The organism is Nocardioides sp. (assembly GCF_036267815.1).
GTDB lineage: Bacteria > Actinomycetota > Actinomycetes > Propionibacteriales > Nocardioidaceae > Nocardioides.
In genome coordinates this window covers 23241-38536 of record NZ_DATAVI010000066.1, presented here as the reverse complement: position 1 = coordinate 38536, position 15296 = coordinate 23241, and the positions used below count along the sequence as shown (strand labels likewise).

The 15296-nt window shown below is 72.7% G+C and carries 14 protein-coding genes; all 14 read left to right on the top strand.

From position 1 onward, the window contains the following. The first annotated feature begins 3 nt into the window (after positions 1-3). The 14 genes from carA to fmt all read left to right on the top strand — a co-directional run bounded on the left by carA (position 4) and on the right by fmt (position 15281). Positions 4-1191, top strand: a complete 1188-nt coding sequence (gene carA, locus VHW64_RS15405; RefSeq protein WP_329651458.1) for a glutamine-hydrolyzing carbamoyl-phosphate synthase small subunit — start codon at positions 4-6, stop codon at positions 1189-1191. Then, on the top strand, positions 1191-4523 hold the full coding sequence (carB, locus tag VHW64_RS15400; protein WP_329651457.1) for a carbamoyl-phosphate synthase large subunit: 3333 nt from the start codon (positions 1191-1193) through the stop codon (positions 4521-4523). Before carA ends, carB begins: the two co-directional genes overlap by 1 nt. A 37-nt stretch (positions 4524-4560) precedes the next feature. Continuing rightward, positions 4561-5637 carry a quinone-dependent dihydroorotate dehydrogenase gene (locus VHW64_RS15395; protein WP_329651456.1) on the top strand — a complete coding sequence of 359 codons (1077 nt, stop codon included), beginning with the start codon at positions 4561-4563 and terminating at the stop codon, positions 5635-5637. Between the two features lie 73 nt (positions 5638-5710). Then, positions 5711-6541 carry an orotidine-5'-phosphate decarboxylase gene (pyrF, locus tag VHW64_RS15390; protein WP_329651455.1) on the top strand — a complete coding sequence of 277 codons (831 nt, stop codon included), beginning with the start codon at positions 5711-5713 and terminating at the stop codon, positions 6539-6541. Then, positions 6538-6978: a hypothetical protein gene (locus VHW64_RS15385; RefSeq protein WP_329651454.1), complete on the top strand. Its 441-nt coding sequence runs from the start codon at positions 6538-6540 to the stop codon at positions 6976-6978. Before pyrF ends, VHW64_RS15385 begins: the two co-directional genes overlap by 4 nt. 238 nt (positions 6979-7216) lie before the next feature. Further along, positions 7217-7537 carry an integration host factor, actinobacterial type gene (mihF, locus tag VHW64_RS15380; RefSeq protein ID WP_329651453.1) on the top strand — a complete coding sequence of 107 codons (321 nt, stop codon included), beginning with the start codon at positions 7217-7219 and terminating at the stop codon, positions 7535-7537. Further along, positions 7534-8133, top strand: coding sequence for a guanylate kinase (gene gmk / locus VHW64_RS15375; RefSeq protein ID WP_329651452.1), 600 nt, complete (start codon positions 7534-7536; stop codon positions 8131-8133). The genes mihF and gmk overlap by 4 nt, the downstream gene beginning before the upstream one ends. A 68-nt stretch (positions 8134-8201) precedes the next feature. After that, entirely contained in the window at positions 8202-8531 is a 330-nt protein-coding gene (gene rpoZ / locus VHW64_RS15370) for a DNA-directed RNA polymerase subunit omega (protein ID WP_329651451.1), read from the top strand. 19 nt (positions 8532-8550) lie between these two features. Continuing rightward, complete coding sequence (coaBC, locus tag VHW64_RS15365; RefSeq protein WP_329651450.1) at positions 8551-9819, top strand: bifunctional phosphopantothenoylcysteine decarboxylase/phosphopantothenate--cysteine ligase CoaBC; 1269 nt, start codon at positions 8551-8553, stop codon at positions 9817-9819. 100 nt (positions 9820-9919) lie between these two features. After that, positions 9920-11182 (top strand): methionine adenosyltransferase, encoded by a 1263-nt coding sequence (gene metK, locus VHW64_RS15360; RefSeq protein ID WP_329651449.1) that lies wholly within the window; start codon positions 9920-9922, stop codon positions 11180-11182. 127 nt (positions 11183-11309) lie between these two features. Then, positions 11310-11570 carry a hypothetical protein gene (locus VHW64_RS15355; RefSeq protein ID WP_329651448.1) on the top strand — a complete coding sequence of 87 codons (261 nt, stop codon included), beginning with the start codon at positions 11310-11312 and terminating at the stop codon, positions 11568-11570. 192 nt (positions 11571-11762) lie between these two features. Beyond that, complete coding sequence (locus VHW64_RS15350; protein WP_329651447.1) at positions 11763-13781, top strand: primosomal protein N'; 2019 nt, start codon at positions 11763-11765, stop codon at positions 13779-13781. 28 nt (positions 13782-13809) lie between these two features. After that, positions 13810-14358: a peptide deformylase gene (gene def / locus VHW64_RS15345; RefSeq protein WP_329651446.1), complete on the top strand. Its 549-nt coding sequence runs from the start codon at positions 13810-13812 to the stop codon at positions 14356-14358. A gap of 2 nt (positions 14359-14360) precedes the next feature. Continuing rightward, a complete protein-coding gene (gene fmt, locus VHW64_RS15340; protein ID WP_329651445.1) occupies positions 14361-15281 on the top strand; it encodes a methionyl-tRNA formyltransferase in 921 nt (306 codons plus the stop codon). Positions 15282-15296 lie beyond the last annotated feature (15 nt).

Genomic DNA, 15296 nt, shown 5'->3' with positions numbered 1-15296 from the left:
GGCGTGCCCCGGCATGCGCCCGCTCTGCTGGTCCTCGAGGACGGCCGGACGTTCCGAGGGGCCGCTTTCGGCGCCGAGGGCGAGACCTTCGGCGAGGCTGTCTTCGCGACCGGGATGACCGGCTACCAGGAGACCCTGACCGACCCCTCCTACCACCGCCAGGTGGTCGTGATGACCGCCCCTCACGTCGGCAACACCGGGCTCAACGACGAGGACCCCGAGTCCTCCCGCATCTGGGTGGCCGGCTACGTCGTCCGCGAATCGTCGCGGGTGTCGTCGAGCTGGCGCGCGCGCCGCCCGCTGGCCGAGGAGCTGGCGAGGCAGGGCGTCGTGGGCATCTGCGAGATCGACACCCGCGCGCTGACCCGCCACCTGCGCGAGCGCGGCGCGATGCGGGTGGGCATCTCCTCGACCGAGACCGACCCCGCCGCGCTCCTGGACCGCGTCAGGTCCAGCGAGGAGATGCTCGGCGCCGACCTCTCCGGGGAGGTCTCGACCGCGGAGCCGTACGTCGTCCCGGCGGTGGGGGAGCGGCGGTTCACCGTGGCCGCCGTCGACCTCGGGATCAAGGCGAACACGCCGCGGATGCTGGCGCAGCGGGGGATCGAGACCCACGTCCTGCCGGCGAGCTCCACCCTGGCCGATGTGCTCGCGATGGCGCCGGACGGCCTGTTCTTCTCCAACGGACCCGGCGACCCGGCCGCCACCACCGGTCAGGTCGAGCTGCTGCGGGCCGCTCTGTCGCACGGGCTGCCCTACTTCGGGATCTGCTTCGGCAACCAGCTCTTCGGGCGGGCCCTCGGTCTGGACACCTACAAGCTCGCCTACGGCCATCGCGGCATCAACCAGCCGGTCCTCGACCGCACCACCGGCCGCGTCGAGGTGACCGCGCACAACCACGGGTTCGCGGTCCGTGCCCCGCTCGACGCCGCCACCAGCACGCCGTACGGCCGGGTGAGCGTCAGCCACGTGTGCCTCAACGACGACGTGGTGGAGGGCCTCGAGCTGCGCGACGACGACGGGCGGCTCCGGGCCTTCTCCGTGCAGTACCACCCCGAGGCCGCGGCCGGACCGCACGACGCCGCCTACCTCTTCGACCGCTTCGGTGACCTGATGGCGGCGTGCCCGCGGGTCGGGGAGGTAGGTCTGCGACCGTCTGGAGACCACGACGACGAGAGCGGTGACCTCTGATGCCGAAGCGCACCGACCTGCACAGCGTCCTGGTGATCGGGTCCGGGCCGATCGTGATCGGGCAGGCGTGCGAGTTCGACTACTCCGGGACCCAGGCCTGCCGGGTGCTCCGCGAGGAGGGGCTCCGGGTGATCCTGGTGAACTCCAACCCCGCCACGATCATGACCGACCCGGAGTTCGCCGACGCGACGTACGTCGAGCCGATCACGCCGGAGTTCGTCGAGCAGGTGATCGCCCGCGAGCGTCCCGACGCGCTGCTGGCCACCCTCGGTGGGCAGACGGCGCTCAACTGCGCGATGAGCCTGGACGCCGCCGGCGTCCTCGACCGCTACGACGTTGAGCTGATCGGGGCCAGCATCGAGGCGATCGAGAAGGGCGAGAACCGCGAGTCCTTCAAGCAGATCGTGGAGGGCCTGCCTCCCCGGTGGGGGGCCGAGGTGGCGGCGTCCCGGGTCTGCCACAGCATGGCCGACTGCCTGGCGGGCGTCTCCGAGCTGGGCTATCCCGTCGTGGTCCGGCCGAGCTTCACCATGGGCGGTGCGGGGTCCGGCCTGGCCTACGACGAGGACGACCTGCTCCGGATCGCCGGCCTCGGGCTGTCGCTGAGCCCCACCACCGAGGTGCTGCTGGAGGAGTCGATCCTCGGCTGGAAGGAGTACGAGCTCGAGGTCATGCGCGACCGCGCCGACAACGTCGTCATCGTGTGCTCCATCGAGAACCTCGACCCGATGGGCGTCCACACCGGCGACTCGATCACCGTCGCCCCGGCGCTGACCCTCACCGACCGCGAGTACCAGCGCATGCGCGACATCGCGATCGGGGTCATCCGCGAGGTGGGGGTCGACACCGGCGGGTGCAACATCCAGTTCGCGGTGAACCCCGACGACGGTCGCATCGTCGTGATCGAGATGAACCCGCGGGTCTCGCGGTCCAGCGCGCTGGCCAGCAAGGCCACCGGGTTCCCGATCGCCAAGATCGCGGCCAAGGTCGCCATCGGGTACACCCTCGACGAGATCCCCAACGACATCACCACCCGGCCCGACGGCCAGAGCACCCCGGCGTCGTTCGAGCCGACCCTCGACTACGTCGTGGTGAAGGTCCCCAGGTTCGCGTTCGAGAAGTTCCCGGGCGCCGACCCGACCCTGACCACGCACATGAAGTCGGTGGGCGAGGCGATGGCGATCGGCCGCAACTTCACCGAGGCCCTCCAGAAGGCCCTGCGCTCCCTGGAGCGGCCCGATGCGGTCTTCGACTGGCACCGTGAGTGGGTCGAGCTCGACAAGGCGACCCTGCTCGAGCAGATCAGCGTGCCCCACGACGGGAGGCTCAAGCTGGTCATGGACGCGATCCGTGCCGGTGCGACGCCGCAGGAGATCTTCGCGGCGACGCGCATCGACCCGTGGTTCGTCGACCAGCTGGCGCTGATCAACGAGGTCGCGGCCGAGGTCACCGCCGCCCCGGAGCTGACCCCCGACCTGCTGCGGCTCGCCAAGCGCCACGGCTTCTCCGACGCCCAGATCGGCAAGATCCGCGGGATGACCGCCGACGTCGTGCGCGGGGTGCGGCACGCGCTCGGGATCCGCCCCGTCTACAAGACCGTCGACACCTGCGCCGCCGAGTTCGCCGCCGCCACGCCGTACCACTACTCGACCTACGACGAGGAGACCGAGGTGGTGCCGCGCGAGCGGCCGGCGGTCGTCATCCTCGGCTCGGGACCCAACCGGATCGGACAGGGCATCGAGTTCGACTACTCCTGCGTGCACGCCTCGATGGCACTGGGGCACGCGGAGGGCGGCGCCGGCTTCGAGACGATCATGGTCAACTGCAACCCCGAGACGGTCTCGACCGACTACGACACCTCCGACCGGCTCTACTTCGAGCCGCTCACCCTGGAGGACGTCCTCGAGGTGGTCCACGCCGAGCAGCAGGCCGGGCCGCTCGCCGGGGTGATCTGCCAGCTCGGCGGGCAGACCCCGCTCGGCCTGGCGCAGGGACTGGCCGATGCCGGGGTGCCGATCGTGGGCACGCCGCCCGAGGCGATCCACCTCGCCGAGGAGCGCGGCGCGTTCGGGCGGGTGCTCGCCGACGCGGGGCTGACCGCACCGACCCACGGGCTGGCGTCGTCCTACGACGAGGCGCAGGTCATCGCCGACGAGATCGGCTACCCGGTGCTGGTCCGCCCGTCGTACGTCCTGGGCGGCCGCGGCATGGAGATCGTGTACGACGACGTGGCCCTGGAGGGCTACATCGCCCGCGCCACGGCGATCAGCCCGGAGCATCCGGTGCTGGTCGACCGCTTCGTCGACGATGCGGTCGAGATCGACGTGGACGCGCTGTTCGACGGCGAGGAGCTGTTCCTCGGCGGGGTCATGGAGCACATCGAGGAGGCCGGCATCCACTCCGGCGACTCCGCGTGCGCCCTCCCGCCCATCACGCTGGGCGACCACGAGATCGGGCGCATCCGCGAGGCCACCGAGGCCATCGCTCGCGGGGTCGGGGTCCTGGGGCTGATCAACATCCAGTTCGCGTTGGGATCCGACGTGCTCTACGTCCTGGAGGCCAACCCGCGTGCCAGCCGGACGGTCCCGTTCGTGTCCAAGGCGACGGCGACGCCCCTGGCGAAGGCCGCGGCCCGGATCATGTTGGGCGAGTCGGTCAAGCAGCTGCGTGCCGAGGGCCTGCTGCCCGCCTCCGGTGACGGCGGGACCCTGCCCGACGACTCGCCGATCGCGGTCAAGGAGGCGGTGATGCCGTTCAACCGCTTCCGCCAGCCCGACGGCCGCTACGTCGACACCGTGCTCGGTCCGGAGATGAAGTCCACGGGTGAGGTGATGGGCATCGATGCGGACTTCGGGCGGGCGTTCGCCAAGGCGCAGGCGGCGGCGTTCGGTTCCCTGCCGACCTCGGGCAAGGTCTTCGTCTCGATCGCCAACCGCGACAAGCGGTCCATGGTGTTCCCGGTGAAGGTGCTGGCCGATCTCGGCTTCGAGATCCTGGCCACGCAGGGCACCGCCGACGTGCTGCGGCGCAACGGCGTGCAGGCGTCGGTGGTGCGCAAGCACTTCGACGGCCCCGGTCCGGACGGCGAGCCGACGACCGTCCAGCTCATCGCCGAGGGCGGGGTCGCGCTCGTCGTCAACACCCCGCACGGCTCCTCGGGCAGTGCCGGCTCGGTCCGGGTCGACGGCTACGAGATCCGCACCGCCGCGGTGCGCGCGAACGTCCCCTGCATCACCACCGTGCAGGGGCTGGGCGCCGCGGTCCAGGGGATCGAGGCGCGCATCCGCGGTGACATCGGGGTCCGGTCGCTCCAGGACTGGGCGGCCCGGTGACCCCCGCCATGCCCGACCTGGCAGGGGTGCCCTCGGCGTGACGGCCTACGACGCGCTCTTCGGTGGTGTGCTCGCGCGGCTCGACGCCGAGCGTGCCCACCGACTGGGCTTCCGAGCCATCCGGGCGGGAGCCCCGGCGTCCAGGGTCGTGGTCCGCTCGCCGGGGCGGCCGGTGCACGCCATGGGACTGTCCTTCGCCAACCCGCTCGGCCTGGCCGCCGGCTTCGACAAGAACGCCGTCGGCATCGACGCGCTTGCCGCGCTGGGCTTCGGCTTCGTGGAGGTCGGCACCGTCACGGCCCAGCCGCAACCCGGGAATCCCGCGCCCCGGCTGTTCCGGCTGACCGCGGACCGCGCGATCCTCAACCGGATGGGGTTCAACAACCACGGCGCCGAGGCCGTCGCGGGACGCCTCGCGCGACGCGTCGCCCGGCTCGACCGCCGCGACCGGCGGGCCGTCGGCCGGATCGGCCAGCGCCCGGCGACGCGTCCCGTGCTGGGGATCAACATCGGCAGGTCGAAGGCGGTGCCCGAGGACGACCAGCGCGCCGTCCTGGGCGACTACTCCGTCAGCGCCCGCCTGCTGGCGCCGTACGCCGACTACCTCGTGGTCAACGTCTCCTCGCCCAACACCCCCGGCCTCCGGTCGCTCCAGGCGGCCGACCGGCTCGGTCCCCTCATCGACGAGGTACGCCGGGTGGCCGACGACGCCGCGAACCGGCCGGTGCCCCTGTGCGTGAAGATCGCTCCGGACCTCGCCGACGAGGACGTCGTCGCGATCGGCGAGCTGGCCCGCGACAAGGGCCTCGACGGGCTCGTCGCCACCAACACCACGATCTCGCGAGACGGTCTGGTGACTCCCGCTGCCGACGTCGAGGCGCTCGGCGCCGGCGGGCTGTCGGGGCCGGTGCTGCGACGTCGTTCGCTCCAGGTCCTGCGGCTGCTGCGGTCCCACGACCCCGCGATCGCCATCGTCTCGGTCGGCGGGGTCACCAGCGCCCACGACGTCCGCGAGCGCCTGGCCGCCGGCGCGACGCTCGTCCAGGCCTACACCGGCCTGGTGTACGGCGGCCCGCTGTGGCCCCGGCGCGTGCTCAAGGAGCTCGGCTCGTGACCCGTCTTCGGCAGGCAGCGCCGACCCCCGACCTCCGCGACGAGCGGACCCACTGCCGACGAGAGGCATCCCGATGACCACGTTCGGAGCACGTCTGCATGCCGCGATCAACACCCGGGGCCCACTCTGTGCCGGCATCGACCCGCACTCCGAGCTGCTGGACGCCTGGGGGCTGAGCGACGACCTTCAGGGGCTGGAGCGCTTCGCGCTCACCGCCGGTGAGCGGCTCGCACCAGCCGTGGCGGTGGTCAAGCCGCAGTCGGCGTTCTACGAGCGGTTCGGGAGCCGGGGGATCGCGGTGCTCGAGCGGCTGCTCGCGACCTGTCGCGAGGGCGGCGCGCTGGTGCTGCTCGACGTGAAGCGCGGCGACATCGGTTCCACCAGCCAGGCCTACGCCGACGCCTATCTCGACCCGTCCTCGCCGTTGGCGGCCGACGCGGTCACGGCCAGCCCCTACCTCGGCTTCGGGTCTTTGACGCCGATGGTCGAGACCGCACGCGCCCACGGAGCCGGGCTCTTCGTGCTCGCGCTGACCTCCAACAAGGAGGGCCCCGAGGTGCAGGAGGCGCTGGTGCGCTCCGAGACCGGGGAACGCGCCGTGGCCGACGTCGTGCTCGACCATCTCCGCGAGCTCAACCGCGATGCCGAGCCGCTCGGGTCCTTCGGCGCCGTCGTCGGCGCGACCATCGCGGGCGGCAGCCACCGGCTCGACGTCAACGGACCGATCCTCGCCCCGGGGTACGGCGCCCAGGGGGGCACGTCCGCCGACCTCCGCCGCATCTTCGGCAGCACCGTCGGCAGCGTCCTGCCGAGCACGTCGCGAGCCCTGCTGCGCGTGGGGCCGGACCGTCTCGCCGACGAGGCCGACCGGATCAACGACCAGCTGCGCGGGCTCGGCGGATGAGGGCGCGGGTCGCGCTCGTCGGGGTCGTGGCCCTGGCGATGCTCGGCCTGACGGGATGCGGCCACGGGCAGAGCTACTGCGCCGCCGTGAAGGCCCACCAGGCGGCCCTGGGCTCGCTGGCCGGTGGCAACGACCGCACCGCCCTGATCTCGGCACTGCCGATCTTCGACGACCTGCACGACAAGGCTCCCGGAGACGTCGCCGACGACTGGCAGCTCGTCATCACCCGCATCCGCGCCCTCGACCGTGCGTTGACGAAGGCCGGCGTCGACCCCTCGACGTACGACCCGAAGCACCCGCCGGCAGGCACCACCGCCGAGGACCGCGCCCTGATCCGCCGGGCCGCGGCCGAGCTGGCGGCCCCGGACACCCAACAGGCACTCGCGTCGGTGCAGCAGGAGGTCCTCGACGTCTGTCACACCCCGCTGGACCTCTAGCGAAGCGCTGACCAGTCCCGCCTGCTGCGCGCCGCGATGCGCGCACGCTGGCTGCGTTGCAGCCGCTCGACGTGCGCCCGGCATGCCGTCGCGACCGCGCCTTGCCATCGCACACGCGACGCGACGCTCGCGACGGCGCCATTGATCGGCACTTCCCTGGGCCACGTTGCCGCCCCCACGCCGGGCTGACTAGATTGTCGCCCTGTCGTCGGACACGACGTTGGACAAAGGATGTGCCTTGGCTCTCCCACCGCTCACTCCCGAGCAGCGCCAGGCGGCCCTCGACAAGGCTGCGGCCTCGCGTCGTGAGCGCGCCGAGGTGAAGAACCGTCTCAAGAACTCCGGTGCCTCGATCTCCGAGGTTCTCCACCAGGGCCATCACAACGAGGTCATCGGCAAGATGCGCGTCGTCGACCTGCTGTGCTCCATGCCCGGGGTCGGCAAGGTGCGGGCCAAGCAGCTCATGGAGCGGATCGGCATCGCCGAGAGCCGCCGGGTGCGTGGCCTGGGGGCCAAGCAGGTCGCGGCACTCGAGCGCGAGTTCGCTCCCGGCGAGTGAGCCGGTCCGGCCACGGCGACCAGCGTCCCAGTCGTTCTCGGCTGACCGTGCTCGCCGGCCCCACGGCCGTCGGCAAGGGGTCGGTGTCAGCCGACATCCGCGAGCACCACCCCGAGATCTGGATCTCGATCTCGGTGACGACCCGGGGCCCGCGTCCCGGTGAGGTCCACGGGGTGCACTACTGGTTCATCTCCGAGGAGGAGTTCGACCGCCTGGTCTCCGACGGAGCGTTGCTGGAGTGGGCGGTGGTCCACCGGGCGGCCCGCTACGGCACGCCACGGGCGCCGGTCGAGGAGAAGCTCGCCGAAGGGCGGGCGGCTCTGCTCGAGATCGACCTCCAGGGCGCTCGCCAGGTGCGCGAGGCGATGCCGGACGCGCGGATGGTCTTCCTCGCCCCACCCTCCTGGGAGGAGCTGGTGCGCCGGCTGGTCGGCCGCGGCACCGAGGATGCCGAGGAGCGCGAGCGCCGGCTCGCCAGCGCCCGGCTGGAGCTGGCCGCGGAGGCGGAGTTCGACACGAAGATCGTGAACACGGAAATTCACGATGCCGCCGAGGAGTTGGTAGCCTTGATGGTCGGGCGACCTGGCCCTGTGTGAGCGTGGGTGAGCCCACGCGCGCATCCGTGTGTGTCCCGAGTGACTCCGACTCTTTGTGAGGCTGTTGCGTGTCTGCCCCCACTCCCGCTGCCGAGGGCGTGACCAACCCCTCGATCGACGATCTGCTGACCAAGACCGACAGCAAGTACCGCCTGGTCCTCTACAGCGCCAAGCGCGCGCGGCAGATCAACGCCTACTACTCCCAGCTCGGCGAGGGCCTGCTGGAGTACGTCGGACCCCTGGTCGAGACGCACGTCCAGGAGAAGCCGCTGTCGATCGCGCTGCGCGAGATCAACGACGACCTGCTCACCTGCGAGGACGTCGACCCGGCCGAGCTCGCCGCCGAGGAGGAGGCCCGGAAGGCCGCCGCTCTCGAGGCGGGCTTCTCCGGCGAGTGATCCCGGACCTCTGGCGACCATGAGCGACCTGGCCGGTCCCGACGCCTCACCGGAGGCGCGGCTCCGGCCGTCGGTGGTCCTGGGGGTCGCCGGGGGCATCGCGGCGTACAAGGCCGCCGAGCTGCTGCGCAGATTCACCGAGTCCGGCCACGAGGTGACCGTGGTTCCGACTCCGTCCGCGCTGCACTTCGTCGGCGAGGCCACCTGGGCCGCCCTCTCGGGCAAGCCGGTGCACACACAGGTCTGGGAGTCGGTGCACCAGGTGCCCCACGTGCGGATCGGGCAGGCCGCCGACCTCGTCGTCGTGGCGCCGGCCACCGCCGACCTGCTGGCGCGAGCCGCGCACGGCCGCGCCGACGACCTGCTCACCAACGTCTTGCTGACCGCGCGCTGTCCGGTGGTGTTCGCGCCCGCCATGCACACCGAGATGTGGGGGCACGCCGCGACCCGGGCCAACGTCGCGACGCTGCGGCAGCGTGGCGCGCTGGTACTCGAACCGGCCGTGGGCAGGCTGACCGGTGCCGACTCCGGCGCCGGACGGCTCCCCGGGCCCGACGAGATCTTCGAGACCTGCCGGGAGGTGCTGGCCCGCGGAATCGGCGGGCGCGACCTCACCGGCCGCACCGTCGTGGTCTCGGCGGGCGGCACGCGCGAGCCCCTCGACCCGGTGCGCTACCTCGGCAACCGCTCCTCGGGACGCCAGGGCCTCGCGCTGGCCCGCGCGGCGCTCGCGCGAGGTGCCGAGGTGACCCTGGTCGCGGCGAACGTCGCGCTGCCCGACCCCGCCGGCGTCAAGGTCGTCCACGTCGAGACGACCGAGCAGCTGCGCGACGCCGTGGTGGCCGCTGCCACCTCCGCCGACGCCGTCGTGATGGCGGCGGCCCCGGCCGACTTCCGTCCGGTCGCCACGACCGGGACCAAGATCAAGAAGAGCCCGGACGGCAGCGTGCCCGCGTTGGAGCTGACCCAGACCCCGGACATCCTCGCTGAGATCTCCCGCGACCGCCTGCACCCCGGGCAGGTGGTGGTCGGCTTCGCCGCCGAGACCGGCGACGACACGGGCACGGTGCTCGACCTGGGGCGCGGCAAGCTCGCGCGCAAGGGGTGCGACCTGCTCGTCGTCAACGACGTGCGCGGGGGCGCGGTGTTCGGGTCCGAGGACAACCAGGCCGTGCTGCTGGGCGCCGACGGCACCGAGGTCGACGTGCCGGCCGGCCCCAAGTCATCGGTCGCCCACGCCGTCTGGGACGAGGTCGCACGTCGCCTCGACGCCGCCCGCCCCGGCTGACCGGTCGCCGACCGGCGGGTCTGCCCCAGGGCGCGCCGGATATCGTGACCGCCGACTCCACCCGCTCGACCGCCCGTGAGAACCAGGAGCACCCACCACCGTGACCGGACGCCTCTTCACCTCCGAATCCGTCACCGAGGGACACCCCGACAAGATCGCCGACCAGATCAGCGACTCGGTCCTCGACGCGATGATCCGGCAGGACGCCCACAGCCGGGTCGCCGTGGAGACCCTGCTGACCACCGGTCTGGTGGTCGTCGCCGGCGAGGTGACCACGACGGGCTACGTCGACATCAAGCAGGTCGTCCGCGACCGGATCCTCAAGATCGGCTACGACTCCTCGGAGAAGGGCTTCGACGGGGCGTCGTGCGGCGTGATGGTCGCGATCGGCGGTCAGTCCGGCGACATCGCCCAGGGCGTCGACTCCGGTCACGAGTCGCGTACCGGCTCGGTCGACGCGATGGACAAGCAGGGCGCCGGTGACCAGGGTCTGATGTTCGGCTACGCCTGCGACGACACCGACGTGCTGATGCCCCTCCCGATCGTGATGGCCCAGCGCCTGGCCGAGCGGCTCACGGCGGTGCGCAACGACCAGACCCTGGGCTACCTCCGCCCCGACGGCAAGACCCAGGTCACCATCGAGTACGACGCGGACAACCGTCCGGTGCGGGTCGACACCGTGGTCCTGTCGACCCAGCACGCCGAGGACGTGGACATCTCCTCCACCCTCGAGCCCGACATCAAGAAGCACGTCATCGACCCGGTGCTCGCGACGTTCTCGATCCCCTCCGACGGATACCGGCTGCTGGTCAACCCGACCGGACGCTTCGTCGTCGGCGGCCCGATGGGCGACGCGGGCCTGACCGGGCGCAAGATCATCGTCGACACCTACGGCGGGATGGCGCGTCACGGTGGCGGTGCCTTCTCCGGCAAGGACCCCTCGAAGGTCGACAGGTCCGCGGCGTACGCCATGCGCTGGGTCGCCAAGAACGTCGTCGCCGCCGGGCTGGCTCGGCGCTGTGAGGCTCAGGTGGCCTACGCGATCGGGAAGGCGCAGCCCGTGGGCGTCTTCATCGAGACCTTCGGCACCGGGGTGGTCCCCGACGAGCAGATCCAGCAGGCCGTGCTCGAGGTCTTCGACCTCCGGCCGGCCGCGATCATCGAGGACCTCGACCTCCTGCGCCCGATCTACGTGCTGACCGCCGCCTACGGCCACTTCGGCCGCGAGCTGCCGGAGTTCACCTGGGAGCGCACCGACCGCGTCGAGGCGTTGCGCAAGGCCGCAAGCTCCAGAACCCCTCGCCCGGTCGCACCGGGTTCAGCCGCGACAGCTTCGGCTACGTCGCGAGCCGAATGCGGCTGACCCGCTTCGGCGGCGACGCGGTCTCGCCGCAGTTCACGATGAGCACGACAACAACAGCACCGAGGAGGGCTGGTACCTCGACGACGTCCGCGTCTACACCTGCGGTCGCGGCCCGGTCCCGAGGTCGGTGCCGGCGATCACCGGCACCCCGACGGTCGGCAGCGTGCTCACCGCCGATCCCGGGCGCTGGCGCCCTGCCACGGCCCGGCTCCACCTCCGGTGGTACGCCGGCGGCGAGGCCCTGGCGGGCGCGACCGGCACGTCGTACACCGTCCGGACGGGCGACGTCGGGTCGCTGGTCACCGTGCGCGTGACCGCCTCCGACCACGGCCGCCACACCACGACCTCCTCCGCCGCCACCACCCCCGCCACCACCCCCGCCACCTGACCCCCGCCACCTGACCCCCGCAGATGCGCTGACTCGGCAGAAAGGTGCATCGCAAAACCGCCCAGTCGGCAGAAGAGTGCACCGCAACAACGCCGAGTCGGCACATGACGACTCGGCGAACGGGCTCGCCGTCCGCCCAGCGGTGTGGATGACGCCGGCCGCTGGTCGGAGGAGGCTGGTAGAACAACGGCCGTGGCCACGCGCAGGGAGTCCGCTGCCCAGACCCTGCCGGGTCTGCGCGAGACGGTGCGTGCCGCCCGCCCGCGGCCGACCACCGGTGAGCCCGTCGCCGACTCCGACCCGGTGGCCCAGGTGCTCGTCGACACACCCCTGGCCCACCTCGATCGACCCTTCGACTATGCCGTCCCCGGCTCGATGGCGAACGACGCGGTGCCGGGCGCCCGGGTCAAGGTGCGGTTCGCCGGAAAGTCGCTGGGTGGTTTCGTCCTGGGGCGATCGGCCCACACCGATCACACCGGCACGCTCTCGCAGATCCAGCGCGTGGTGAGCCCCGAGCCGGTGCTGCGGTCGGCCGTGGCCGAGCTGGCCGGGCTGCTCGCCGAGCGCTACGCCGGCACCCGCTCGGACGTCGTCCGGCTCGCCGTGCCGCCACGCCACGCCACCACCGAGCGGCAGCCGTCTGCGCCGGAGGATCCGCTGGAGCTGGACGTCGCCTCGGCGACGGGCCTGTGGTCGGGCTACCCGGCAGCCGACGCCTTCCTGAGTCACCTCGCCGGTGGCGGGTCGCCACGCGCGGTCTGGTCGGCCCTTCCGGGCGAGGCCTGGCCGCGCCTGCTCGCCGCCGCAGCCGCGCTCACCCTCGCCGGTGGCCGGGGCAGCCTCCTGGTGGTGCCCGACCGCCGAGACGTCGCTCGGCTCGACTCAGCGCTGCGGGAGCTTCTCGGGACCGGCCACCACGTCGTCCTGACCGCTGGGGCCGGCCCGGCCCGCCGCTACCGCGAGTTCCTGGCGGTCTCCCGCGGGACCCGACGGATCGTGGTCGGCACCCGCGCGGCGGCGTTCGCTCCGGTCCACGACCTCGGGCTCGTGGCTATCTGGGACGACGGCGACGACCTGCATGCCGAGCCCCGCGCGCCGTACCCCCACGCCCGTGAGGTGCTCCTGAGCCGTGCCCACCTCGAGCGGTCCGCGACGCTGGTCGGCGGCTTCGCCCGCACGGTCGAGGCTCAGCAGCTCCTGACCACCGGCTGGGCGCATGAGATCGCCGCGCCCCGCGACGCCTTGCGCGCGGCGGTCCGGGTGTCGGTGGCGGGGGCCACCGACCACGAGCTCGACCGCGATCCGATGGCACGCGCGACCCGGGTCCCCAGGCAGGTGTACGACGCCATCGGCGCAGGCCTCGAGCGCGGGCCCGTCCTGCTGCAGACGCCGCGGCGCGGCTATGCGCCGTCGCTGGCCTGCGAGCGCTGCCGCACACCTGCGCGCTGCGCGGTATGCACCGGGCCGTTGGCCGTCTCGGGACCCGCCGTGCCCCCGGCCTGTCGCTGGTGCGGGGTGGTCGAGGAGTCGTGGGCGTGCCACCACTGCGGTCATCGCGGGCTCCGGGCGCCGGTGGTGGGGGAGCGTCGTACCGCCGAGGAGCTCGGCCGCGCCTTCGCGTCGGTCCCGGTGGTCGCCTCCGGCGGAGACCACGTCGTGGAGACCGTCCGCGACCGTCCCGCCATCGTCGTCTCCACGCCCGGAGCAGAGCCCGTCGCCGAGCGGGGATACGCCGCCGTGGTGCTGCTCGACACGTGGCTGACCCTGGCTCGAGCAGACCTGCGCACCGACGAGGAGGCGCTGCGGCGGTGGCTGGGTGCCGCCGGGCTCGTGGGGCCCGGAGGACAGGTGGTCGCCGTCGGAGATCCCGCGCATCCCGCGCTGCAAGCCCTGGTCCGCTGGGATTCCGCGGGCTTCGCCCGCCGCGAGGCCGAGGCGCGCTCCGAAGCGCACCTCCCGCCCGCCAGCCGCCTCGCCACGATCACCGGTGACCCCGGCGCCGTCGACGACGCGCTCACCCTGCTCGACCAGCCTCGGGGCACGGAGGTGCTCGGCCCGGTCGAGCTCGGCGACGGCGAGTCTCGTCTCGTCGTCCGGTCGCCACGGGCGCAGGCCGCCGCCCTGTCGCTGGCGCTCGGCGAGGTCCAGCGGCTCAGGTCGTCCCGCAAGCTGGACCCGGTGCGCATCCAGGTCGACCCGCCGGCCCTGTGACCTCGTCGCCGCCTCCTAGACTCGCCGCGTGGCCATCCAGCCGATCCGCCTGTTCGGAGACCCGATCCTGCGCAGCAAGGCCGTCCCGGTCACCGACTTCGACCAGGAGCTGCGGCGCCTGGTCCAAGACCTCACCGACACCATGCTCGAGGCGCCGGGCGCGGGCCTGGCCGCTCCCCAGATCGGGGTCGGCCTCCGGGTCTTCACCTGGAGCATCGAGGGCGTGGTCGGCCACCTGGTCAACCCGGTGCTCGACCTCTCCGAGGAGACCCAGGACGGCGACGAGGGCTGCCTGTCCATCCCGGGCCTGGCGATCGACTGCCGGCGCGCCCTCTCGGTGGTCGCCACCGGCTTCGACCAGTACGGCGAGCCGGTCGTCATCGAGGGCAGCCAGCTGCTCGCCCGTGCCATCCAGCACGAGACCGACCACCTCGACGGCGTGCTGTTCGTCGACCGGCTCACGCCTGAGCTGCGCAAGCAGGCGATGAAGGAGATCCGCGAGTCCGACTGGTTCGGTCTCTCCGGCCCGCCCACGGTCAAGGTGTCGCCACACCCGACCGGTGGGCTGGGACTCTGACGATGCGCGTGGTCTTCGCCGGGACTCCCCAGGTCGCCGTGCCGTCGCTGCGCGCCATCGCCGACTCAGGGCACGACCTGGTCGGGGTGGTCACCCGGCCCGATGCACGGACCGGGCGCGGGCGGCGACTCGCCTCGTCCCCGGTCGCCGAGGCCGCCTCGGAGCTCGGCGTCCCCGTCCTGAAGCCCCGTCACCCGCGCGAGCCGGACTTCCAAGAGGCGCTCCGCTCCCTGGCCCCTGATGCCTGCCCGGTCGTCGCGTACGGTGCGCTCGTGCCGCCGTCGGCCCTGGAGATCCCACCGGAGGGCTGGGTCAACCTCCACTTCTCGCTGCTGCCGGCCTGGCGCGGGGCCGCGCCCGTGCAACGGTCGATCTGGGCCGGAGACGACGTGACCGGTGCGACGACGTTCCGGATCGTCGAGGCGCTCGACGCCGGTCCGACCTTCGGGGTGATGACCGAGACCATCCGCGCCCGGGACACCGCCGGCGACCTCCTGGCCCGGCTCGCGGAGGGTGGCGCGGGACTTCTGGTGGCCACCCTGGACGGCATCGCGGACGGCTCGCTCGAGGCCCGTCCCCAGCCCTCCGACGGCGTCTCCTCGGCACCCAAGATCAGCGTCGACCAGGCGCGCGTCGACTGGTCCCAGTCGGCGGCGGTCGTCGACCGCCAGGTGCGGGCCTGCACCCCCGCGCCGGGAGCCTGGACGACGTACGACGGGCAGCGGCTCAAGCTGGGACCCCTACGGCCGGCCGACGGACGGCTGCCTCCTGGTGAGATCGTCGCCGGGAAGAGAGCCGTCGTCGTCGGGACCGGCACGGCCGCGCTGCTGCTCGGCGAGGTGCAGGCGGTGGGCGGGCGGCCGATGCCGGCCCCCGACTGGGCCCGCGGACAACGTCTCGCCGGGGGAGAGGCGCTCGTCTGAGCCCGGAGGTGGCTC